This is a genomic window from Pseudomonas sp. Kh14 (genome assembly GCF_900291005.1).
GTDB classification, from domain to species: domain Bacteria; phylum Pseudomonadota; class Gammaproteobacteria; order Pseudomonadales; family Pseudomonadaceae; genus Aquipseudomonas; species Aquipseudomonas alloputida.
Genome location: NZ_OLKJ01000014.1, coordinates 149,544 through 172,136 on the forward strand (window position 1 = coordinate 149,544; position 22,593 = coordinate 172,136).

Here is a 22,593-nt window from a genome sequence, read left to right on the forward strand (position 1 = left end):
GGGGGCTCCTCCAGGGTCATTTGCCACCGCCCGCGACGCTATCGCCGCCACGGGTCAGGTAATAGGCGCCAAGAATCGGCAGCATGGTCACCAGCATCACCAGCATGGCGACAACGTTGGTCACGGGTACGTCGCGCGGGCGGCTGAGCTGGTTGAGCAGCCAGATCGGCAGGGTGCGCTCGTGGCCGGCGGTGAACGTGGTGACGATGATTTCATCGAACGACAAGGCAAAGGCCAGCATGCCGCCCGCCAGTAGCGCCGAGCCGAGGTTGGGCAGGACGATGTAGCGGAAGGTCTGCCAACCGTCGGCGCCAAGGTCCATCGAGGCTTCGATCAGGCTTTGCGAGGTACGCCGCAGGCGGGCGATCACGTTGTTGTAGACGATCACCACGCAGAACGTGGCGTGGCCGACTACGATGGTGAACACCCCGGGCTCTATCCCCAGCGTCTTGAACGCCGAGAGCAGGGCGATGCCGGTGATGATGCCTGGCAGGGCGATGGGCAGGATCAGCACCAGCGAAATGCTTTCCTTGCCAAAAAAACTGCGCCGGTACAGCGCCGCCGAGGCCAGCGTACCGAGCACCAGTGCGATCAATGTGGCCAGGCAAGCCACCTGCAGCGAAAGCTTGATTGCCTCAAGCACATCGGGCCGGGCGAAGGCCACGTCGATCCACTTCAGGGTAAAGCCTTTGGGCGGAAAGCTGAACGCCGCGTCTTCGGTATTGAAGGCGTACAGGAAGATGATCAGGATCGGGAAGTGCAGGAACAGCAAGCCGCCCCACGCCGCCAGGCGCAGCCCTGCAGACGCTTTTTCAGAGTGCATCGAAAGCCCCCAGGCGCTTGACGATGGCCAGGTATACCGCGATCAGCACGATGGGCACCAAGGTGAACGCGGCGGCCATCGGCATGTTGCCGATCGCCCCTTGCTGGGCATAGACCATGCTGCCGATAAAGTAGCCGGGCGGACCGACCAACTGCGGCACGATGAAGTCGCCCAAGGTGAGCGAGAAGGTGAAGATCGAGCCGGCGGCGATGCCGGGGATCGACAGCGGCAGGATCACCTGCACGAAGGTTTGCCCTGGCCGGGCACCCAGGTCCGCTGAAGCCTGCAGCAGCGACGGTGGCAAGCGTTCCAGCGAGGCCTGGATCGGCAGGATCATGAACGGCAGCCAGATATACACGAACACCAGGAAGCGCCCCAGGTGCGAAGTCGACAGCGTGCTGCCGCCCACGCCCGGCACGGCCAGCACCGCCTGCAGCAGGCCATCCAGGTGCAACTGCTGGACGAACCACTGGGCTACGCCGCCCTTGGCCAGCAGCAGGGTCCAGGCATAGGTCTTGACGATGTAGCTGGCCCACATCGGCATCATCACCGCGATGTAGAAAAACGCCTTGGTCTTGCCGCTGGTGTAACGCGCCATGTAATAGGCGATGGGGAAAGCCAGTACCGCGCTGGCCAGCGACACCGCCACCGCCATGCCCAGGGTGCGCAGGATGATGTCCAAGTTCGACGGGTTGAACAGTGCGGCGAAGTTGCCCAGGGTCAGGTCCGGGGTCACCGCCATGGTGAAGTCGTCGAAGGTATAGAAGCCCTGCCACAGCAAGTTCAGCAGCGAGCCCAGGTAAATCGCGCCGAACCAGGTCAGCGGCGGGATCAACAGCAGTGCCAGGTACAGGTTGGGGCGCCGGTACAGCAGGTTGGATAGGGTGCGCAGTGTGCTCATGTCAGCGGCCCTCGGTTTCCTGCAGCACCGTCATGGCCTCGCGGGGCCAGTGCGCCTGCAGGCGTTGCCCGGGCTGCCAGGCCTGCACCTGCTTTTGCCAGCGGTCATTGGCCTGGCTTACTGCCAGCAGTTGACCGTTTTCCAGCTGCAGTTCGTAGCGTGTGGCGCTGCCTTGGTACTGGACATCACGCAGCACGCCGCTGACCTGTACCTCATGGCTGGTCACTACCGGGTCGCCCAGGCGAATGTGTTCGGGACGGATGGAGAAGGGCGCAGGGCTGCCGTTGAGCTGCATGGCCAGCTCGCCACGCACCACGTTGGACGTGCCGACGAATTCAGCGACGAAGGTTGTGCTGGGCTTCATGTACAGGTTGCGCGGGGTGTCGACCTGTTCGATACGGCCGCGGTTGAACACCGCGACCCGGTCAGACATCGACAGCGCTTCGGTTTGGTCGTGGGTGACGAAGATGAAGGTGATGCCCAGTTGGCGTTGCAGCTTTTTCAGCTCGCCTTGCATCTGTTCGCGCAATTTCAGGTCCAGCGCGCCCAGTGGCTCATCCAGTAGCAGCACCCGCGGCCGGTTGACCAACGCCCGGGCCAGGGCCACGCGCTGACGCTGGCCGCCAGACAGCTGTGCCGGCTTGCGCGCGCCATAGCCGGCCAGGGCCACCATGGCCAGGGCTTCTTCGGCGCGGCTGTGGCGTTCGGCCTTGCCCACGCCTTTTACCTTCAGGCCATAGGCGATGTTCTCCAGCACGTTCATGTGCGGGAACAGCGCATAGTCCTGGAACACGGTGTTGACGTCACGTTGATAGGGCGGCAGGCCAGCGGCCTCGACCCCTTGGATGCGGATCGAACCGCTGGAGGGTTGCTCGAAGCCTGCGATCAGGCGCAGGCAGGTGGTCTTGCCCGAGCCGGAAGGGCCGAGCATGGAAAAGAACTCGCCATCGATGATGTCGATGCTGACCTGGTCGACGGCCTTGACCTCGCCGAAGGTGCGGGAAACCTGGGTGAACTGGACGGCTAGGGGCATGCGTGGACTCCGGACAACAAGGGTTCTCCTGTGCCGGCCTCTTCGCGGGTGAACCCGCTCCTACAGGACGCACCACCCCTGCAGGCGGTGAAGAACCTGGGGGAACGGGCTTGCCCGGGAAAAGGCCGCTACAGGCATTCAGGCAACCTCAGCGACCACCCATGATCGCAATGTAGTCCTGGGTCCAGCGGCTGTAAGGCACGAACTTGCCCCCTTGGGCCTGCGGTGTTTTCCAGAAGGCAATCTTGTCGAAGTTGTCGAAGCCGTTGGTCTTGCAGCCCTCGGCCCCCAGCAGCTCGCTGCCGGTGCACGCCGCCGGCACAGCCGGCAACGAGCCGAACCAGGCCGCCACATCGCCTTGCACCTTAGGTTGCAACGACCAGTCCATCCACTTGTAGGCGCAATTGGGGTGCTTGGCCTCGGCGTGCAGCATGGTGGTGTCGGCCCAGCCCGTCGCGCCCTCCTTGGGAATGGTCGAGGCCACTGGCTGGTTCTCGGCCTTGAGGCCATTGACCATGTAGCCCCAGGAGCTGGAGGCAACCACGCCTTCGTTTTTCACATCGCTCATCTGCACCGTGGCGTCATGCCAATAGCGGTGGATCAGCGGTTGCTGCTGGCGCAGCAGTTCCAGCACAGCCTTGTATTGTGCCTCGTTCAGTTCGTACGGGTCCTTGATGCCCAGTTCGGGCCTGGCCGACTTCAGGTACAGCGCTGCATCGGCGATGTAGATCGGCCCGTCGTAGGCTTGCACGCGGCCCTTGTTTGGCTTGCCGTCGGGCAGGTTCTGCGGCTCGAACACCACGCTCCAGCTGGTGGGGGCCTGCTTGAAGGTGTCGGTGTTGTACAGCAGCACGTTTGGCCCCCACTGGTACGGCGTGCCGTACACCTGCTCGTCGACTACATACCAGCCACCGTTCTGCAGGCGCGGGTCGATGCTCTTCCAGTTGGGGATCAGGGCAGTGTTGATCGGCTGTACGCGCTTGCCTGCAATCAGCCGCAGCGATGCATCGCCCGAGGCGGTGACCAGGTCATAGCCGCCCTTGGTCATCAGGCTGACCATCTCGTCCGAGGTGGCGGCCGTTTTCACGCTGACCTTGCAGCCAGTTTCCTTTTCGAAACCGGTCACCCAGTCGTAGGCCTTGTCGCTTTCACCGCGTTCGATGTAACCGGGCCAGGCGACGATGTCCAGGCGCCCCTCGCCGTCCCCCAGGGCCTTGGGCGTTTCGGCGGCCTGCAGGCTGGCGCTGGCCAGCAAGGCGCAAGTGGTGGCGCCGAGCAATGCGGTCTTGTGCACTGACATGGTGTTCCCTCTTCTTGGCGATCTTGTTCGGGCAGTCATGAGGCAAGCAGTGAAACAATCGTTATAAGCGTAGTGCGTGAGTGCGAGGTATTGGCGATATCGAGTCTAGTTGGCTTTTTGCCCGCTAACGCAACATCCTGAAGCAAATCCCTGCATGGCGTGTGCTCCGCCAAGCCTTACTCTGGCGTTTGAATCTTCTTACGTGGAGACACGCGAATGAACACCCGCGGCTTGCTCGATCAACTCCTCAAATCCGGCCAGCAACTGCTCGAAAAGCAGGGGGGCGCCGCCAAGCCTGGCAGCCCTTCGGGCGGGTTGGGCGGGTTATTGTCCGGGGCAGGGGGCGGCCTGCTGGGTGGGGGCGCTCTGGGCCTGTTGCTGGGTAGCAAGAAGGCCCGCAAGTACGGTGGCAAAGCCCTGACTTACGGCGGCCTCGCCGCGTTGGGGGTGCTGGCTTATAAAGCTTACGGCAACTGGCAGGCAAACCAGCGCGGGGCCGCAGCCGAGCCTCAAACCATCGACCGCCTGCCGCCGGCGCAGGCCGAGCAGCACAGCCAGGCGGTACTGCGTGCCCTGGTGGCGGCGGCCAAGTCCGATGGGCATATCGACGAGCGCGAGCGGGCGTTGATCGAGGGCGAATTCACGCGCCTGGACAGCGACCGCGAATTGCAGCACTGGCTGCATGCCGAGCTGAACAAGCCGCTGGACCCGGCCGAAGTGGCCCGCGCTGCGCAAACGCCGGAGATGGCTGCCGAGATGTACCTGGCCAGCGTGATGATGGTCGATCAGGAAAACTTCATGGAGCGTGCCTACCTGGACGAGCTGGCACGCCAGCTGCGGCTGGACCCGGGATTGCGCCAGGAGCTGGAGGCCCAGGTGAGAGAGGCGGTTGCGCAGTAGCAGCGCTTATCAGGACATTTTCTGCGCTTGTCGAACCGAGCGCGGAAAATGTCACGGCAAGCCTTGCCAGCTTTTACCCAATCCGCGCATTTCGTCCGATAAACCGTAAGACCTCTGGGCTATACTTCGGCGATTTTTCCCGCTCGTTGTGAATTCCTGAGGGCTGAATGTGAAGAACTGGACCTTGCGCCAACGGATCCTGGCAAGTTTCGCCGTGATCATCGCCATCATGCTGCTGATGATCGTGGCCGCCTACTCGCGGTTGGTGACTATCGAAACCGCCGAAGAGGCGGTGGGGACCGACAGCATTCCCGGCGTCTACTACAGTTCGATGATCCGCAGCGCCTGGGTTGACAGCTACGTCACCAGCCAGCAACTGGTGGGCCTGTCCAACCATCGTGAAATCACTTCGGCCGACCTGGAACTGTTCAGAAGCTTCGATAATCGGCTGAAGCAATACATGGCCAGCTACCAGGCCACCATCCAGGACAAAGACGACCAGGCCCGATTTGACAGCTTCGTGCAACTGGAAGAAAGCTACCTCAAGATCGTCAAACAGGTGCTGGATGCCTACGGTCAGCGCAACTACGACGAGGCCCAGCGGCTGATCACCGAGGTGCTTACTCCGGCCTGGAAGGATGGGCGCGAGCACCTGAATGAAGTGATCGAGAATAATCGGGCCTCTGCCGATGCCGCCACCAACGATATCGTCAATGCAGTCAACACGGCCAAGGGCAGCATGGTGGTCTCACTGCTGCTGGCAATCGTCGCTGCCGGCATCTGCGGCCTGTTGCTGCTGCGCGCTATCACAGCGCCCATGCAGCGTATCGTGCATGCCCTCGACAAGCTGCGTTCCGGTGACCTGAGCATGCGCCTGAGCCTGGATCGCAAGGACGAATTCGGTGCCATCGAAAGCGGCTTCAACGAAATGGCCGAGGCACTGGCCAACCTGGTGGCCCAGGCCCAACGTTCGTCGGTGCAGGTGACCACTTCGGTCACCGAAATTGCCGCCACCTCCAAGCAACAGCAGGCCACCGCCACCGAGACGGCCGCCACCACCACCGAAATCGGCGCCACCTCGCGGGAAATCGCCGCGACTTCGCGGGACCTGGTGCGCACCATGACCGAAGTGACCACGGCTGCTGATCAGGCATCCAGTCTGGCTGGCTCCGGGCAGCAGGGCCTGGCACGCATGGAAGAGACCATGCACCAGGTGATGGGCGCTGCCGACCTGGTCAATGCCAAGCTCGGTATCCTCAACGAGAAAGCCAGCAACATCACCCAGATGGTGGTAACCATCGTCAAGGTTGCCGACCAGACCAATCTGCTGTCGCTCAACGCCGCCATCGAAGCGGAAAAGGCCGGTGAATATGGCCGCGGCTTTGCCGTGGTCGCGACCGAAGTGCGCCGCTTGGCCGACCAGACCGCCGTGGCCACCTACGACATCGAGCAAATGGTGCGCGAGATCCAGTCGGCAGTGTCGGCCGGTGTCATGGGGATGGACAAGTTCTCCGAAGAAGTGCGCCGCGGCATGTTCGAGGTGCAACAGGTGGGCGAGCAACTCAGCCAGATCATTCACCAGGTGCAGGCCTTGGCGCCGCGCGTGTTGATGGTCAACGAAGGCATGCAGGCCCAGGCCACCGGTGCCGAGCAGATCAACCAGGCGCTGGCCCAGCTCAGCGATGCCAGCACCCAGACTGTCGAGTCGCTGCGCCAGGCCAGTTATGCCATCGATGAGCTGAGCCAGGTGGCTGCGGGCCTGCGTGGCGGCGTTTCGCGCTTCAAAGTCTGACCGCGATGAACGACTTGCAACCGCGCGCGGCGTGGGCGGAGAACGCCAAGGGGGCGTTGTACCTGCAGTTTCGCATCAGAGCGCAGCGTTTTGCCCTGAGCGTGCACGAGGTGATCGAAGTGCTGCCGCGTCAGCCGCTCAAGCCGATCGCCCAGGCACCTGCCTGGGTCGCGGGTATCCTCGCCCATCGTGGCCAGCTGGTACCGGTCATCGACCTTGCCGCCTTGAGCTTTGGCCAGCCGGCGGTGCAACGCACCAGCACCCGCCTGGTGCTGGTGCACTATCGAGGCGGCCTGCAGCTTGGCCTGATCCTGGAGCAGGCCACCGAAACCCTGCGTTGCCAACCGGACGAGTTTCAGCCCTATGGGGTGGACACAGGCGATGCGCCTTATCTGGGCCCGGTGCGCCAGGATGCCCAAGGCCTGCTGCAGCGCATCGAAGTCAATGACCTGCTGCCTGACACCGTGCACGAATTGCTGTACACGCAAGACCCGACAGGGATGCCAACATGAACGAACAGCGTTTCTTCCGCTACTTGCGCGAGCGTATTGGCCTGGACGTGGAGTCGGTGGGCGCGCCCATGGTCGAACGCGCGCTGCGCCAACGTTGCGTGGCTGCGGGCGCGATGGACCTGGACGATTACTGGCTGCGCCTGCAGCAGTCGGCAGATGAGCAACAGGCGCTGATCGAAGCGGTGATCGTCCCGGAAACCTGGTTTTTCCGTTACCCCGAATCCTTCACTGCGCTGGCCAGCCTGGCCCATAAACGGCTGGCTCAACTGGCTGGCGCGCGCCCGCTGCGATTGCTCAGCCTGCCGTGTTCTACCGGCGAGGAGCCCTATTCGCTGGCCATGGCCTTGTTTGACGCCGGCATGGCGCCTGGGGCATTCCTTGTCGATGGAATGGACATCAGCCCAAGTTCAGTAGCCAAGGCCGTGCAGGCGGTGTATGGGCGCAATGCGTTCCGGGGTAGCGAACTGGGCTTTCGCGAGCGCTACTTCGATGCTCTGGACGAAGGCCACCGCCTGCATGAGCGGGTACGCCAGCAAGTCAGCCTGCGGGTGGGCAATGTGCTTGACCCGGCGCTGGCCAGCCGCGACGGCCTGTATGACTTCGTGTTCTGTCGCAACCTCTTGATCTATTTCGACGTACCGACACAACAGCGTGTATTCGAAGTGCTCAAGCGCTTGCTGCATCCGCAGGGTGTGCTGTTCATCGGCCCGGCCGAAGGCAGCTTGCTGGCACGCATGGGCATGCGTCCATTGGGGATCGCCCAGTCGTTTGCCTATGTGCGTCATGAAGGCGACAGCGCCCCCTTGGCGGCGGCACCCGCCCAACCTGGCAAGCGGGCGTTCACGACGTTGCCCGCACCGGTTTATCCGCAGCCCAGTGTGCCGTTGCCTCGTTCGCTGCGTGTGCTGCCGGTGGCGGCCAGGCCAGCGCCAGTCCGCGAGCACCGCCACGAGGGAGCCAGCGAGTTGCTGGCCGGCATTGCCCGGCTGGCCAATGCCGGTGCCAGCGAGCAGGCCCGTAGCGAATGCCAGCGCTACCTGAGCCAGTACCCGCCGTCGGCACAGGTGTACTACTGGCTGGGTTTGCTCAGTGATACCGAAGGCGATGCGCAGCAGGCGCTGAGCCACTATCGCAAGGCCCTGTACCTGGAACCACAGCACCCCGAGGCACTGGTGCACCTGGCCGCCTTGCTGGCGGCCCAGGGTGATCTGGCCGGCGCTCGGCGCCTTCAGGAGCGCGCGGCGCGGGCTGGCCGGGGGTCTGAACGATGAACAGTGAATCCGCGATGCAGTTGCTCGCCGAAGATGACGCGCATATCGACGACTGCTGGAACCGCATTGGCGTGCGCGGCGACAAGCAGTGCCCGCTGCTGGAGCGGCATGTTCATTGCCGCAATTGCGAGGTGTATGCCGCTGCGGCCACGCGTTTGCTCGACCGCTATGCGCTGGTGCAGGAGCACCAGGCTGCAGCTGTGCAGCCGGACGCGGAAAACACCGGTCGCTCGATGCTGCTGTTCCGTCTGGGCGAAGAGTGGCTGGCGCTGGCTACCGCCTGCCTGGCCGAAATCGCCCCGTTGCAGGCGGTGCATTCATTGCCGCACCAGCGCTCGCGGCTGCTGCATGGGGTTGCCAATGTACGCGGTGCGTTGGTGCCGTGCCTGTCCCTGGCTGACTTGCTCGGGGTGCAGGCCGGCTCCACCGAGCAACGCAGCGCACGGGCGATGCCACGTATGCTGATTCTGGCCGCCGAAGGCGGGCCGGTGGTGATGGCTGTCGAGGAAATCGACGGTATTCACCGGCTCGACCCGCAGTTGCTGGGCAGTGGCCGGGACGCCACACGCTTCACCGCCGCAGTCTTGCAGTGGCGCGGCCGCAGCGTGCGGGTTCTGGACGATCAACACTTACTGTCTGCCGTGCAGCGGAGCCTGTCATGACCCCAGAGCAAATGCGCGACGCATCGTTGCTCGAACTGTTCAGCCTGGAGGCCGAGGCGCAGACCCAAGTACTCAATGCCGGCCTGATGGCACTGGAGCGCAACCCCACCCAGGCCGACCAGCTCGAGGCCTGCATGCGCGCTGCCCACTCGCTCAAGGGGGCTGCGCGCATTGTCGGGGTGGATGCTGGCGTCAGTGTCGCCCACGTGATGGAAGACTGCCTGGTGGCGGCCCAGGAAGGTCGACTGCGGCTGACCGCCGAGCATATTGACGCGCTGTTGCAAGGTACCGACCTGTTGATGCGTATTGCCACACCCGGCGATGCAGGTGCGCAGGCGACCTTGCCGGTGTTTCTTGCGCAAATGGCCAGCCTGCTCGACCCGGGCGCCTCTGCCATGCCTGTGGTGCCGCTGGCTGCATCCGTGCCGCCGGAGCCGCCGCTGGCAACCCTGCCGCCTGCACCCGTGGTAATGCCAGCCGAAACGCAGGAACCAGAGCCCGAACCCGCCCTGCGGCGCAAGGCTGGCAAGCGCGCTGGCGAAGGTGCCGAGCGGGTACTGCGTGTCACTGCCGACCGCCTCAATAGCCTGCTTGACCTGTCCAGTAAGTCGTTGGTGGAAACCCAGCGGCTCAAGCCCTATCTGGCTACCCTGCAGCGCCTCAAGCGCATGCACGGCCAAGGTATGCAGGCGCTTGACGGCTTGCGCATGCAGCTGGAAGACACGGGGCAGGGCAACGAAGTGCTCGAAGCCTTGGCACAGACCCAGCGCCTGCTGGCAGAGACCCAGCAGATTCTGCAGCAGCAGGCGGCCGACCTGGATGAGTTCGGCTGGCAGGCCAGCCAGCGTGCGCAGTTGTTGTATGACACCGCCCTGGCCTGCCGGATGCGGCCGTTTGCCGACGTGCTGACCGGGCAAAGCCGCATGGTCCGCGACCTGGGCCGTTCGCTGGGCAAGCCGGTGCGGCTGGTGGTGGAAGGGGAGAAGACCCAGGTCGACCGCGATGTGCTGGAAAAGCTCGAAGCACCGCTGACCCACCTGTTGCGCAATGCCGTCGACCATGGCATCGAATTGCCCGAGTGGCGCCTGCTGGCGGGCAAGCCGGACGAGGGTGTGATCCGCCTGCGGGCTTCGCACCAGGCGGGCATGCTCAGCCTGGAGTTGATCGACGATGGCGCTGGTATCGATCTGGAGCGCCTGCGCAGCAGCATCGTCGAGCGCGCCCTGTCGCCCGCTGACACGGTGGCGCGGATGAGTGAGGCGGAGCTGCTGACGTTCCTGTTCCTGCCCGGTTTCAGCCTGCGTGACAAGGTTACCGAAGTGTCTGGGCGCGGTGTGGGGCTGGATGCGGTGCAGCACTTGATCCGCGAGCTGCGCGGCTCGATCGAGTTGACCCAGGTGGCAGGGCAAGGCTGTCGCTTCCATCTTCAGGTGCCGCTGACCCTGTCGGTCGTTCGCAGCCTGGTGGTCGAGGTGGGCGGGGAGGCTTACGCCTTCCCGCTGGCGCATATCGAGCGCACGCTGGAAGTGACCGCCGAACAGATCGTGCAGATTGAAGGGCGCCAGCACTTCTGGCACGAAGGCCGGCATATTGGCCTGGTGGCGGCCAGCCAGTTGCTCAATCGCCCGGCGGGGCAAAGCGACGAAGCCAGCTTGCGGGTAGTGGTGATTCGTGAGCGCGAGCAGCTGTATGGCGTGGCCGTGGAGCGGCTGGTGGGGGAGCGGGTGCTGGTCGTGATGCCGCTCGACCCACGCCTGGGTAAGGTGCAGGACATTTCCTCCGGCGCCTTGCTCGATGATGGCTCGGTGGTCCTGATTGTCGATGTCGAAGACTTGCTACGCTCGGTGGAAAAACTGCTCAGCACCGGCAGCCTGGAGCGCATCGAACGCGGCAGCAGCGGAGCCCGTGGCGCTGTCCGCAAACGCATCCTGGTGGTCGACGACTCGCTGACCGTGCGCGAACTGCAGCGCAAACTGCTGGGCAACCGTGGCTACGACGTGGCAGTGGCGGTGGATGGCATGGACGGCTGGAACGCCCTGCGCAGCGAGGACTTCGACCTGTTGATCACCGACATCGACATGCCGCGCATGGACGGTATCGAGCTGGTTACCCTGGTGCGTCGCGACCAGCGTCTGCAGTCATTGCCGGTGATGGTGGTGTCCTATAAAGACCGTGAGGAAGACCGACGGCGTGGCCTGGACGCCGGCGCCGACTACTATTTGGCAAAGGCCAGTTTCCACGACGATGCGTTGCTGGATGCTGTTGTGGAACTGATCGGAGGTGCTCAGGGATGAAGATCGCCATCGTCAATGACATGCCCCTGGCCGTCGAAGCGTTGCGCCGGGCGGTCGCCCTGGAGCCCGCACACCAGGTCGTGTGGGTGGCCAGTAACGGTGCCGAGGCGGTGCAGCGCTGCACCGAGCAGTTACCGGACCTGATCCTCATGGACCTGATCATGCCGGTGATGGACGGTGTCGAGGCAACCCGGCGGATCATGGCCGAAACCCCGTGCGCCATTGTTATCGTCACGGTCGACCGTAAGCAGAACGTACACCGTGTATTCGAGGCCATGGGCCATGGCGCCCTCGATGTGGTCGACACCCCGGCGTTGGGCGCTGGCGATGCCCGCGAAGCGGCGGCGCCCTTGCTGCGCAAGATCCTCAATATCGGCTGGCTGGTCGGCCAGCAGCGTGCACCTGCCGCAAGGTCGGTGGCTGCACCGCTGCGCGAGGCTTCCCAGCGCCGCGGGTTGGTGGCAATCGGGTCTTCGGCGGGTGGCCCGGCAGCACTCGAAGTGCTGCTCAAGGGTTTGCCGGCAGCGTTTCCGGCGGCCATCGTGCTGGTCCAGCACGTGGATCAGGTGTTTGCCGCAGGCATGGCCGAATGGCTCAGCAGCGCAGCAGGCCTGCCGGTGCGCCTGGCCCGTGAAGGCGAACCGCCGCAGCCAGGGCAGGTACTCCTGGCCGGTACCAACCACCACATTCGCCTGCTACAGAATGGCCAACTGGCCTACACTGCCGAACCTGTGAATGAAATTTACCGGCCCTCGATCGATGTGTTCTTCGAGAGCGTGGCACGTTACTGGAATGGTGATGCAGTGGGCGTGCTGCTCACCGGCATGGGCCGCGACGGTGCCCAGGGCCTGAAGCTGATGCGTCAGCAGGGCTTTCTGACCATTGCCCAGGATCAGGCCAGCAGCGCGGTGTACGGCATGCCCAAGGCTGCTGCGGCTATTGATGCCGCCGTGGAAATTCGCCCGCTGGAACGCATTGCCGGGCGCTTGACTGAATTTTTCGCAAAATGACGAAATGTATTGAATCACGCCGCCAGGCCGGTAGTGATCGGGTGAACAATGATGAATGATTTACCGATCGAAGGTTTCGCGACCACCAACGAGAACTCGGCGATGGTGCTGCTGGTTGATGACCAGGCCATGATCGGCGAAGCGGTGCGGCGTGGCTTGGCCGATGAAGACAACATCGACTTCCACTTCTGTGCCGACCCGCACCAGGCGGTGGCCCAGGCCATGCGCATCAAGCCTACGGTCATTCTTCAGGACCTGATCATGCCTGGCCTGGACGGCTTGACCCTGGTGCGTGAGTACCGCAACAACCCGGTGACTCAGGACATCCCGATCATCGTCCTGTCGACCAAGGAAGACCCGTTGGTAAAGAGTGCGGCATTTGCCGCCGGGGCCAACGATTACCTGGTCAAGCTGCCTGACACCATCGAACTGGTGGCACGCATCCGTTACCACTCGCGCTCCTACCTGACCCTGCTGCAGCGCGACGAGGCCTACCGTGCCCTGCGCGTCAGCCAGCAGCAGTTGCTTGATTCCAACCTGATGCTGCAGCGGCTGATGAACTCCGATGGCCTCACCGGGCTGTCCAACCGTCGCCACTTCGACGAATACCTGGAGCTGGAATGGCGCCGGGCGATGCGTGAGCAGCAGCAGTTGTCGTTGCTCATGATCGACGTGGATTACTTCAAAGTCTACAACGATAGCTTTGGCCATCTGGCCGGTGACGAGGCCTTGCGCCAGGTCGCCGAAGCCATCCGTAGCTCGTGCTCGCGGCCGACCGACCTGCCGGCGCGCTATGGCGGCGAAGAGTTCGCCCTGGTGCTGCCCAACACCTCGCCAGGCGGGGCGCGGCTGGTGGCCGAAAAACTGCGCCAGACCGTGCTGGGCCTTGGCATCCCCCATACTGCGCCGACCGCTGATACGTTCTTGACCGTGAGCATCGGCCTGGCCACCCAGACTCCGGCTATCGGCAGCCATTGCCGGCAGCTGATTTCGGCGGCCGATAAAGGTCTTTACCTGGCCAAGAACGGTGGGCGTAACCAAGTCGGCATCGCCTGAGCTCTTGGAGACGGCGCGGCCTGTGTGGGAGCGCAGGTTGCCCTATCTACATACGACCGCCCGGCGGGTCTGCCGCCATGCTGCGGACTCGGTTATACTCGCGGGCTTTTCACCGAATTCGCACGAGTAGCCCGCCCATGGAAATCCAACCGATCCTGAACACCATCAAGGACCTCACCGAGCGTTCCCAGTCAATTCGGGGGTATCTTTGACTACGATCACAAGCATGACCGCCTGATCGAAGTCAACCGCGAGCTGGAAGACCCCAACGTCTGGAACAAGCCTGAGTACGCCCAGGCACTGGGCCGCGAGCGTGCCATGCTGGCCCAGGTCGTCGAGACCCTGGACAAGCTGTCCAACGGCCTGGGTGACTGCCAGGACCTGCTCGACATGGCTGTCGAAGAAAATGACGAAGGCGCCGTCGGCGACGTCGTGACCGAGCTGGAAAGCCTGGAAGAAAACCTGGCCCAGCTTGAGTTCCGTCGCATGTTCAGCGGCGAGATGGACATGAACAACGCCTACCTGGACATCCAGGCCGGTTCCGGTGGTACCGAAGCGCAGGACTGGGCCAACATCCTGCTGCGCATGTACCTGCGCTGGGCTGACAAGCGTGGTTTCGACGCCACCATCATCGAGCTTTCCGAAGGTGAAGTGGCCGGTATCAAAGGTGCAACCGTGCACATCAAGGGCGAATATGCCTTCGGCTGGCTGCGCACCGAAATCGGTGTGCACCGCCTGGTGCGCAAGAGCCCGTTCGACTCCGGTGCCCGTCGCCACACGTCGTTCTCGGCGGTGTTCGTATCGCCCGAGATCGACGACAAGGTCGAAATCGAGATCAACCCGTCCGACCTGCGCATCGACACCTACCGTTCCTCCGGTGCCGGTGGCCAGCACGTGAACACCACCGACTCGGCAGTACGTATCACTCACGTACCGACCAACACCGTGGTGGCTTGCCAGAACGAACGTTCTCAGCACGCCAACAAGGACACCGCCATGAAAATGCTGCGGGCCAAGTTGTACGAGCTGGAAATGCAGAAGCGCAACGCTGCTTCGCAGGCGCTGGAAGACAGCAAGTCGGACATCGGCTGGGGCCACCAGATCCGCTCCTACGTACTGGATGACTCGCGTATCAAGGACTTGCGTACCGGCGTCGAGCGTAGCGACTGCCAGAAAGTCCTGGACGGCGACCTCGACCAGTACCTGGAAGCGAGCCTCAAGCAGGGCCTGTAATTCGCACCCCCATGCCGCGCTACCTGGCCAGCCGCCGGTAGCGCGTGCCCTGCCCGGAACGGGCAACGAATACCTGATGGAAAGAATGACGACATGAGCGACCTCAAGACCGAATCGCAAGACCTGCAACAGGAAGAAAACGCCCTGATCGCCCTGCGCAAGGAAAAACTTGCCGCCGAGCGCGCCAAGGGCAATGCCTTCCCCAACGACTTCCGTCGCGACAGCTACTGCAACGACCTGCAGAAGCAGTATGCGGACAAGACCAAGGAAGAGCTGGAAGCAGCCGCGATCCCGGTCAAGGTCGCCGGCCGCATCATGCTCAACCGTGGTTCGTTCATGGTCATCCAGGACATGACTGGCCGTATTCAGGTCTACGTCAACCGCAAGACCCTGCCGGAAGAAACCCTGGCCGCGGTCAAGACCTGGGACCTGGGCGACATCATCAGCGCCGAAGGCACCCTGGCCCGTTCCGGCAAGGGCGACCTGTACGTCGAAATGACCAACGTGCGCCTGCTGACCAAGTCGCTGCGCCCGCTGCCCGACAAGCACCACGGCCTGACCGACACCGAGCAGCGCTACCGTCAGCGCTACGTCGACCTGATGGTCAACGAAGAAACCCGCCACACCTTCCGTGTGCGTTCGCAGGTGATCTCGCACATCCGCAAGTTCCTCATCGAGCGTGACTTCCTCGAAGTCGAGACGCCGATGCTGCAGACCATCCCGGGCGGCGCCGCTGCCAAGCCGTTCGAAACCCACCACAATGCCCTGGACATGGCCATGTTCCTGCGTATCGCGCCGGAGCTGTACCTCAAGCGTCTGGTGGTCGGTGGTTTTGAGAAAGTGTTCGAGATCAACCGCAACTTCCGTAACGAAGGCGTTTCGACTCGTCACAACCCTGAATTCACCATGCTCGAGTTCTACCAGGCCTACGCCGACTACCGCGACAACATGGACCTCACCGAGGAACTGTTCCGCGAGCTGGCGCAACTGGTACTGGGCTCTACCGACGTACCGTACGGCGACAAGGTCTTCCACTTCGGCGAGCCGTTCGTACGCCTGTCGGTGTTCGACTCGATCCTCAAGTACAACCCGGAGCTGACCGCCGCCGACCTGCAGGACGTCGACCGCGCCCGCGAGATTGCCAGGAAGGCCGGCGCCAAGGTGCTGGGCCATGAAGGCCTGGGCAAGCTGCAGGTGATGATTTTCGAAGAGCTGGTCGAGCACAAGCTGGAACAGCCGCACTTCATTACCGAGTACCCGTTCGAAGTGTCGCCGCTGGCCCGTCGCAACGACGACAACCCGGCCGTTACCGACCGTTTCGAGCTGTTCATCGGTGGCCGCGAAATCGCCAACGCCTACTCCGAGCTCAACGATGCCGAAGATCAGGCCGAGCGCTTCCTGGCCCAGGTGGCCGAGAAGGACGCGGGTGACGATGAAGCCATGCACTATGACGCTGACTTTGTTCGTGCGCTGGAGTACGGCATGCCGCCGACCGCCGGTGAAGGCATCGGCATTGACCGCCTGGTGATGTTGCTGACCAACTCGCCGTCGATCCGCGACGTCATCCTGTTCCCGCACATGCGTCCGCAGGCCTGAGTGAGCTGAACGAGCCGCCTTTCGAGGCGGCTTTTTCTTGCCTGAAGCTTTATGTTGTCAGTGCTGGCCCCTTCGCGGGTAAACCCGCTCCTACAAAGGCCTTGTAGGAGCGGGTTTACCCGCGAAGGGGCCAGCACTGACGAAACACTGCCCATGAGGTATCCCCCGTGACACCCGCCATGCCTGACCAAGGCGCCGCCGGCATCGCCACCGCCGTCGCCGAAAGCGTGCAATACCAAGGCCGCAAGACTGCCCGCCAAGGCAGCGAACAGCGTCGCCAGTTGATTCTCGATGCCGCCATGCGCATTGTCGTACGCGATGGCGTGCGCGGTGTGCGCCACCGGGCAGTGGCCGCCGAGGCCGGCGTGCCATTGTCGGCCACCACCTACTACTTCAAGGACATCGAGGACCTCCTCACCGATACCTTTGCCCAGTACGTCGAGCGCAGTGCGGCCTACATGGCCAAGCTGTGGGCCAATACCGAGGTGGTGTTGCGCCAGTTGCTGGCACAGGGCGATGGCAGCCCGCAGGCACGGGCGCGGCTGGCTGACGACGTGGCGCGCATGACCGCCGACTACGTTCAGCGGCAACTGCTGAACCGCCGTGACTTCCTGATGGCCGAGCAGGCCTTTCGCCAGGAAGCATTGCTGTGCCCGCGCCTGGCCGAGCTGGTGTGCGCTCATGAGCAGATCCTGCTGCACGGCACCCGGCAATTGCTGCAAGTCGTGGGCTCGCGGCAGCCGGAGCAGGATGCACAGATGTTGACGGCGATTATCGAGCAGTTGGAATATCAAGGCCTGCTCAAGCAAGCGAATGCGCAAGCCGATGGGCAGATGCTCGCTATGCTTACCCGATACCTGCAGCTGGTGCTGGCATCGGCCTGAGCCGAGAACGACCTTTTCAAGGAGAACCTGATGAAAGCCTGGCGTGTGGTGTTGTTGACTTTGTCATTCCTGCTGCTGGGCGGTTGTCTGGTGACCTTCCATGAGCCCTTGCCCAGCAACCAGGCAGCGCCCAAGGCCCTGCTCGGCAAGTGGAGCAGCAAGGACGCCTGGGGGGAGCCGTTGAAACTGGTGATCAGCCGTAGCGGTGGCGACGCCTACAAGGCGGTGGCCACGGCCAAGGGCAAGGCTCCTGAAGAGTACGTGTTCACCGTGTCACGCCACGGCAACCGCTGGTACTTGTCGGCGGGCGTGCCCAAGCGCCTGGGTGGCAATTTCCTGATTGGCGGCTTCGATATCGTCGATGGCAAGGAACTGGTGGTCTACAACCTGGATGTCGAGCAAGTACAGCAGGCGGTGGACAAGAAGGAACTGAGCGGTCGTAGTACCGAAGTGCCGGAGGACAACGGCGACGGCGTGCTGATCGACAGCCCGGCGGCGCGGGTGCTGGCCTACCTGGACGACCCGGCCAACTCCGACCTGTTCGTTGAAGTGGCGCGGTTCCAGCGTTCCGGCAAGTAGTGGCCTGTGCCGGCCTCTTCGCGGGCAAGCCCGCTTCTACAGGGGCCTTGCCAGGCCTGGGCTTCTTGATATCCATGTAGGAGCGGGATTGCCCGCGAAGAGGCCGGTACAGGTTTCGTGTACTAGAAAGGAGTCCACGGTGGACGAATACCAGCAAACCATCCGCGCCCTGTCCGACCGCATCGTCGCAGCACAGACGCCTATCCGGGTCCTTGACGCGGTGAAGTGGGACGACAACATCCGCCAGGGCTTTCTCAAGGCCAAGGGCAAGGAGCCGCCGGCGGTTGACCGCGCCTACTACCAGTCGCGCCCGCTGTCATTCGACTCCAGCGCGGTCAAGGCCGAGTTCCAGGGCATCGAGCGCGACATCATTCGCCAGTTGGGCCAGTTCAACCCGGTCGGGCAGATCATGAAGCGCATGTGCCGCGAATACCGCATGGTGGTGCGCATGCTTGAAGCGCGCGGTACCGAGGACTTCGGCCTGATCTCCCAGGAACTGTACGGCGCCGCCTCGGATGCCTTCCACGCCGGTGACCCGACCCTGGCCGACCTTGGCCTGATGCTGTCGGACTACCTGAACAACATCGATGGCCGTGGTGACCTCAAGGATGAGCCAAAGAATCTCACCGCCAAGGAGGCGGTGGAGATCCTCCAGCACCGGCTGAACAACGTGTTCGGCGAGGCCGAAGGGACCATTCGCGTGTTCGAGTCCGACGGTATCGTCGCCGACGCCGCAGCCGGTGCCGACTACATCAAGGTGCGTGCCGATGCCATGTTCAACGCCCGCGATGTGCGCGCCCTGGAGGTGCACGAAGGGTTGGTGCATGTCGGTACCACGCTCAATGGCCTGAACCAGCCGATCTGCACCTTCCTGGCCAAAGGCCCGCCCTCGTCGACGGTAACCCAGGAGGGCCTGGCGATTCTCATGGAGGTGATCGCCTTTGCCTCCTACCCCAGCCGCCTGCGCAAGCTCACCAACCGCACCCGTGCCATCCACATGGTCGAGGAGGGTGCAGATTTCATGCAGGTCTACGGTTTCTTCCGCGAGCAGGGCTTCGAGATGGCGCAGAGCTACAGCAACGCCAGCCGGGTGTTCCGCGGCTCGGTGCCCAACGGCCTGCCATTCACCAAGGACTTGTCCTATCTCAAGGGCTTCATCATGGTTTACAACTACATTCAGTTGGCCGTGAAGAAGGGCAAACTGGAACAGATCCCGTTGCTGTTCTGTGGCAAGACCACCCTGGAAGACATGCGCACCCTGCGCCAACTGGTCGAGGAAGGGTTGGTCGAGCCGCCCAAGTACCTGCCTGAACAGTTCCGCGACCTGAGTGCGCTGTCGGCCTGGATGTGCTTCTCCAACTTCCTCAACCACCTGAGCCTGGATCGCATTGAAGCCGACTACGCGAACATTCTCTGAGCACTGCCGCCTGCTCGTCCTCGGCCTGGTCCTGCTGAGCCTTGGCGGCTGCAGCAGCCTGTTGTTCTACCCCGAGCGTGGTCAGGCCTTCACCCCTGAGCGTGCCAAGCTGGAATACAGCGATGTCACGCTGACCACGGCTGATGGCATTCGCCTTCACGGTTGGTGGCTGCCAGCCAAGGCCGGGGCCGAGGCCAAGGGCACGGTGCTGCACCTGCACGGCAACGGCGGTAACCTGCCAGGGCACCTGGGGGGGAGCTACTGGCTGCCGGAGCAGGGCTACCAGGTGTTGATGATCGATTACCGCGGCTATGGCTTGTCTCAGGGCCAGCCGAGCCTGCCGGAGGTGTATCAGGACATTGCTGCAGCCATGGCCTGGTTGGAGCAGGCGCCCGAGGTCAAGGGAAAGCCGCTGGTACTGCTGGGGCAGAGCCTGGGCGGTGCCATGGCCATTCATTACCTGGCGGCCCACCCCGAGCAGCGTCAGCGCTTCAGCGCCCTGGTGTTCGATGGTGTGCCGGCCAGTTACCGCGCGGTGGGGCGCTTTGCGCTCAGCACCTCCTGGATGACCTGGCCATTGCAGGTTCCGCTGTCGTGGCTAGTGCCGGACGGCGACAGCGCGATCCGCTCGATCGAGCGATTGAGCAGCCCGCCCAAGTTGTTTTTCCACAGCATCGACGACAACCTGGTGCCGATGGACAACGGCATCCGCCTGTATCAGCACGCGCCACCACCGCGGGTGCTGCAACTGACCCGAGGGGGGCACGTGCAGACCTTCGCCGACCCGACCTGGCGCCAGGTGATGCTGCGGTTCCTCGATGACCCCAGCCATTTCAACGGCCTGCGGCGGCTTGCCGAAGTGCCCAATTTCCCTGACGAGAAGAACAAGCAATGAGTGAAGAACGCAACGCCATCCCGCTGATCCTGACCGGCGTCGGCAGCATCATCGTGACGGTAGGGGCTTTGTGGTATTACGGTTACCTGCATTTCGCCAAGCCCGAAGATGCCCTGCTGCTGCAGGACTTCACCATGCTCAAGACCATCCCCGGCGAGGACTACAAGGTATCGCTGGACCCGGCGCCGCAAGTGGCCCAGTGCGTCGACGGCGTGCTGGTGCTGTTCGACACCCAACAGAAAGGCCTGACCGGCGTGCTGGTGGACAACCGCAAGCGCGCGGTGCGCTGCATGGGCGAGGAAACACCGCAGCAGGTGCAGTGAGCCATTATCCCTGCTGCCTTAACTCGCCTCTTCGCGGGCACGCCCGCTCCCACAGGGTCGCGCAAAACTCGAAACTGGCGCCGTACCTGTGGGAGCGGGCGTGCCCGCGAAGAGGCCAGAACAGGCAAAAGAAAGCCCCGCGTCGATCGCGGGGCTTGTCCTTTCAGCTAGCCAGCCTTAGCGCTGAACCTGGCTCACCGAGCGTGGTGCCACCGGCTGGTTGTCGTTGGAGATGGTCACCTCCACCCGACGGTTCTGCGCACGTCCCGAGTTGCTCGAGTTGTCCGCTACCGGGTACTCCTTGCCATAGCCCTGGGAAACGATACGCGCCGGATCTACCCCGGCACGTACCAGTGCCATGCGCACGCTGTTGGCGCGGCGTTCGGACAGTGTCTGGTTGTAGTTGGCCGAGCCGACGCTGTCGGTGTAGCCCTCGACGATCACCTTGCGTTCCGGGTTTTCCTGAAGGAACTGGGCCAGCTTGGTGACGTTCGGATAGGCGTTGCTCTTGAGTTCGGCCTTGTTGAAGTCGAACAGCACGTCACCGAAGGTCACCAGCGTTCCGCGGTCGGTCTGCTTGGCGTTGAGGCTGTCCTGCAGCTTGGCGATTTGCGCGTCGCGGGCGTCCAGCTTGGCTTTGGCGCGTTCAGCCGAGGCGTTTTTCAGATCAGCTTCGGCGGTGCGCAGGGCAATGGTCTGCTTGGCCACTTCGACGCGCTGGTTGGTCAGGTAGGCCAATTGGTCGACTTTCTTCTCGTCTTCACGGTCCATGTAGGCCTTGTCGGCCTTGTTCAGCCAGTCCTGGGCGTCCTTGGTCTCCAGTGCCGCGACTTTGCTCGCTTGCGGGTCGCTCTGCAGCGAGGAGAAGTTGGTGCGGGCCGCTTCCAGGTTGGCATTCGGATCGTGCGAGCAGGCGGCAAGACCGACGCTCAGGGCCAGCAGGGCGGGAATCATGACGTGTTTGCGCATAGTGTTCATCCTTTGATCGTGTGCGAAGGCTAAGGTTGGCAGGGCAGGGCTCACTGAGCGCTGCGCAGGCCTTCCTCACGTACGTCCTGAACGCCCTGGCGGGCATCCTGCACGGCCTTCTGGGCTTTGGCTGCCTGGGCTTTGCGTTCGGCGAGGCGGGCGTCCCACTCGGCCTGTTGGGCCAGGCGCTTGGCCTCGTCGTACTTCTTGTCGTGCATGGCGATTTCGGCTTGCTTGAACTTGTCCTGAGCCGCTTTCATTTCCACGGCAGCAAACTCGGTACCGCCAGCGCTGACGGCGGAGTTCACGGCGGACTGGGTAACGGCATACTGCTCGGTGGGCGGATTGCCTGCACAGCCGGCCAGGACCAGGCTACTGCCCAGCGCCAGCGCGGCCAGCTTGAACCCGCGCACATGAGTGGATGACAGTTTGCTAGTGCGGGTCTTCATGGTGGTCAGCTCCATTGGATCACTCCTGATAACGACGATGTCCGTAGCAGTCCATCGCTCAATCCCTGACTAACCGCGCGCTTCAGCTCAACGGTGCACGAGGGCAGTGTGCAGGGTTTTAGCGTGATGGCTATTGGCTCCGACTCGAAGGTTTTTCGAATAGTTCAGAAAAAAGCGCCGTAATCGGATAACTTTTTCTGACTGATCGGTCAGTGCGATTTGCCTGGAACTTTCTCAGGCGGGAGCGGTATTCCGGGCCTTGAGCAGGCCCGGAATGCTGGAGCGCAGGATTATTTGTCGCTGTCGACTGCCGCGTTGCTCAGGTTGTGCAGGTGCTGGCGGGACAGGGAGAGAAAGCGCGGCGTAGGACCAACGTCTTCGTACAGTGGGTCGCCTTCCTCGTCGGTGGCGATGACCTGGCGGCCCTGCACATAGGGGAAGCTGGCCTCCAGTTCTTCAAGGGCGGCTGCGACCAGTTCGCCGAGCAGTTCTTCGGCGGTGCGCTTGGGGTACATGTCGATCAGCGCGGCCAGGCGCGCTTCTGACTCCAGGTCCAGATGCAGGACATGGCCGGTACGGCTGAGGGTGCCGGCGGCATTCTGTTCCCAGTGCTGGGCGAGTTCACGGATTTTCATGATGACCTCTGTTGACGCCTGGAAAGGCTGCACTGCATGGGAGTGCTGTGCTTTCACTT

General features: G+C 63.1%; 22 protein-coding genes. 15 read left to right on the forward strand and 7 right to left on the reverse strand.

Annotated elements, in window-relative coordinates; translation table 11 throughout:
• Positions 1–16: 16 nt before the first annotated feature.
• The 4 genes from FQ668_RS06885 to ydcS form a co-directional block, all read right to left on the reverse strand.
• Entirely contained in the window at positions 17–823 is an 807-nt protein-coding gene (locus tag FQ668_RS06885; protein ID WP_003252179.1) for an ABC transporter permease, read from the reverse strand.
• Positions 813–1,724, reverse strand: coding sequence for an ABC transporter permease (locus FQ668_RS06890; protein WP_019436540.1), 912 nt, complete (start codon positions 1,722–1,724; stop codon positions 813–815). The genes FQ668_RS06885 and FQ668_RS06890 overlap by 11 nt, the downstream gene beginning before the upstream one ends.
• A 1-nt stretch (position 1,725) precedes the next feature.
• Positions 1,726–2,757: an ABC transporter ATP-binding protein gene (locus tag FQ668_RS06895; protein ID WP_014592179.1), complete on the reverse strand. Its 1,032-nt coding sequence runs from the start codon at positions 2,755–2,757 to the stop codon at positions 1,726–1,728.
• Positions 2,758–2,905: 148 nt separating this feature from the next.
• Entirely contained in the window at positions 2,906–4,057 is a 1,152-nt protein-coding gene (gene ydcS, locus FQ668_RS06900; protein WP_014592178.1) for a putative ABC transporter substrate-binding protein YdcS, read from the reverse strand.
• A 216-nt stretch (positions 4,058–4,273) separates the two neighbouring features.
• Here ydcS and FQ668_RS06905 point away from each other — a divergent pair, with 216 nt between their 5' ends.
• The 15 genes from FQ668_RS06905 to FQ668_RS06975 all read left to right on the forward strand — a co-directional run bounded on the left by FQ668_RS06905 (position 4,274) and on the right by FQ668_RS06975 (position 20,481).
• The gene (locus tag FQ668_RS06905; protein ID WP_014592177.1) at positions 4,274–4,957 is read left to right on the forward strand and encodes a tellurite resistance TerB family protein; all 684 of its coding nucleotides are present in this window, start codon (positions 4,274–4,276) and stop codon (positions 4,955–4,957) included.
• 169 nt (positions 4,958–5,126) lie between these two features.
• On the forward strand, positions 5,127–6,749 hold the full coding sequence (locus tag FQ668_RS06910) for a methyl-accepting chemotaxis protein (RefSeq protein ID WP_014592176.1): 1,623 nt from the start codon (positions 5,127–5,129) through the stop codon (positions 6,747–6,749).
• A 5-nt stretch (positions 6,750–6,754) separates the two neighbouring features.
• Positions 6,755–7,261 carry a chemotaxis protein CheW gene (locus FQ668_RS06915; RefSeq protein WP_014592175.1) on the forward strand — a complete coding sequence of 169 codons (507 nt, stop codon included), beginning with the start codon at positions 6,755–6,757 and terminating at the stop codon, positions 7,259–7,261.
• Positions 7,258–8,532 (forward strand): protein-glutamate O-methyltransferase CheR, encoded by a 1,275-nt coding sequence (locus FQ668_RS06920; protein WP_019436539.1) that lies wholly within the window; start codon positions 7,258–7,260, stop codon positions 8,530–8,532. The genes FQ668_RS06915 and FQ668_RS06920 overlap by 4 nt, the downstream gene beginning before the upstream one ends.
• The gene (locus FQ668_RS06925) at positions 8,529–9,194 is read left to right on the forward strand and encodes a chemotaxis protein CheW (protein WP_003252198.1); all 666 of its coding nucleotides are present in this window, start codon (positions 8,529–8,531) and stop codon (positions 9,192–9,194) included. The genes FQ668_RS06920 and FQ668_RS06925 overlap by 4 nt, the downstream gene beginning before the upstream one ends.
• The gene (locus FQ668_RS06930) at positions 9,191–11,488 is read left to right on the forward strand and encodes a hybrid sensor histidine kinase/response regulator (protein WP_019436538.1); all 2,298 of its coding nucleotides are present in this window, start codon (positions 9,191–9,193) and stop codon (positions 11,486–11,488) included. The genes FQ668_RS06925 and FQ668_RS06930 overlap by 4 nt, the downstream gene beginning before the upstream one ends.
• Positions 11,485–12,498: a Wsp signal transduction system protein-glutamate methylesterase WspF gene (gene wspF, locus FQ668_RS06935; RefSeq protein ID WP_010952586.1), complete on the forward strand. Its 1,014-nt coding sequence runs from the start codon at positions 11,485–11,487 to the stop codon at positions 12,496–12,498. Before FQ668_RS06930 ends, wspF begins: the two co-directional genes overlap by 4 nt.
• Before the next feature lie 51 nt (positions 12,499–12,549).
• A complete protein-coding gene (gene wspR / locus FQ668_RS06940; RefSeq protein ID WP_004575465.1) occupies positions 12,550–13,554 on the forward strand; it encodes a Wsp signal transduction system regulator diguanylate cyclase WspR in 1,005 nt (334 codons plus the stop codon).
• A gap of 137 nt (positions 13,555–13,691) precedes the next feature.
• Positions 13,692–14,787, forward strand: a protein-coding gene (gene prfB, locus FQ668_RS06945) for a peptide chain release factor 2 (RefSeq protein WP_061405587.1) whose coding sequence is annotated in 2 segments (ribosomal slippage) — positions 13,692–13,763 and positions 13,765–14,787 — 1,095 coding nt in all. Because the reading frame shifts where the segments join, the coding sequence is not laid out codon by codon here.
• A gap of 93 nt (positions 14,788–14,880) precedes the next feature.
• Positions 14,881–16,383: a lysine--tRNA ligase gene (lysS, locus tag FQ668_RS06950; RefSeq protein ID WP_010952588.1), complete on the forward strand. Its 1,503-nt coding sequence runs from the start codon at positions 14,881–14,883 to the stop codon at positions 16,381–16,383.
• 179 nt (positions 16,384–16,562) lie between these two features.
• Positions 16,563–17,267: a TetR/AcrR family transcriptional regulator gene (locus FQ668_RS06955; RefSeq protein ID WP_019437363.1), complete on the forward strand. Its 705-nt coding sequence runs from the start codon at positions 16,563–16,565 to the stop codon at positions 17,265–17,267.
• Positions 17,268–17,297: 30 nt separating this feature from the next.
• Complete coding sequence (locus FQ668_RS06960) at positions 17,298–17,846, forward strand: hypothetical protein (protein WP_014592169.1); 549 nt, start codon at positions 17,298–17,300, stop codon at positions 17,844–17,846.
• A 139-nt stretch (positions 17,847–17,985) separates the two neighbouring features.
• Entirely contained in the window at positions 17,986–19,263 is a 1,278-nt protein-coding gene (locus FQ668_RS06965) for a flavohemoglobin expression-modulating QEGLA motif protein (RefSeq protein WP_003252215.1), read from the forward strand.
• Positions 19,235–20,158 carry an alpha/beta hydrolase gene (locus FQ668_RS06970; protein ID WP_019437362.1) on the forward strand — a complete coding sequence of 308 codons (924 nt, stop codon included), beginning with the start codon at positions 19,235–19,237 and terminating at the stop codon, positions 20,156–20,158. The genes FQ668_RS06965 and FQ668_RS06970 overlap by 29 nt, the downstream gene beginning before the upstream one ends.
• Positions 20,155–20,481, forward strand: a complete 327-nt coding sequence (locus FQ668_RS06975; RefSeq protein WP_003252219.1) for a hypothetical protein — start codon at positions 20,155–20,157, stop codon at positions 20,479–20,481. The genes FQ668_RS06970 and FQ668_RS06975 overlap by 4 nt, the downstream gene beginning before the upstream one ends.
• Before the next feature lie 177 nt (positions 20,482–20,658).
• Here FQ668_RS06975 and FQ668_RS06980 read toward each other — a convergent pair whose 3' ends face one another.
• The 3 genes from FQ668_RS06980 to FQ668_RS06990 all read right to left on the reverse strand — a co-directional run bounded on the left by FQ668_RS06980 (position 20,659) and on the right by FQ668_RS06990 (position 22,534).
• Positions 20,659–21,450 carry an OmpA family protein gene (locus tag FQ668_RS06980; RefSeq protein WP_014592167.1) on the reverse strand — a complete coding sequence of 264 codons (792 nt, stop codon included), beginning with the start codon at positions 21,448–21,450 and terminating at the stop codon, positions 20,659–20,661.
• A gap of 50 nt (positions 21,451–21,500) precedes the next feature.
• Positions 21,501–21,914 carry a DUF4398 domain-containing protein gene (locus FQ668_RS06985; protein WP_014592166.1) on the reverse strand — a complete coding sequence of 138 codons (414 nt, stop codon included), beginning with the start codon at positions 21,912–21,914 and terminating at the stop codon, positions 21,501–21,503.
• Between the two features lie 275 nt (positions 21,915–22,189).
• Complete coding sequence (locus tag FQ668_RS06990; RefSeq protein WP_014592165.1) at positions 22,190–22,534, reverse strand: hypothetical protein; 345 nt, start codon at positions 22,532–22,534, stop codon at positions 22,190–22,192.
• Positions 22,535–22,593: the final 59 nt, after the last annotated feature.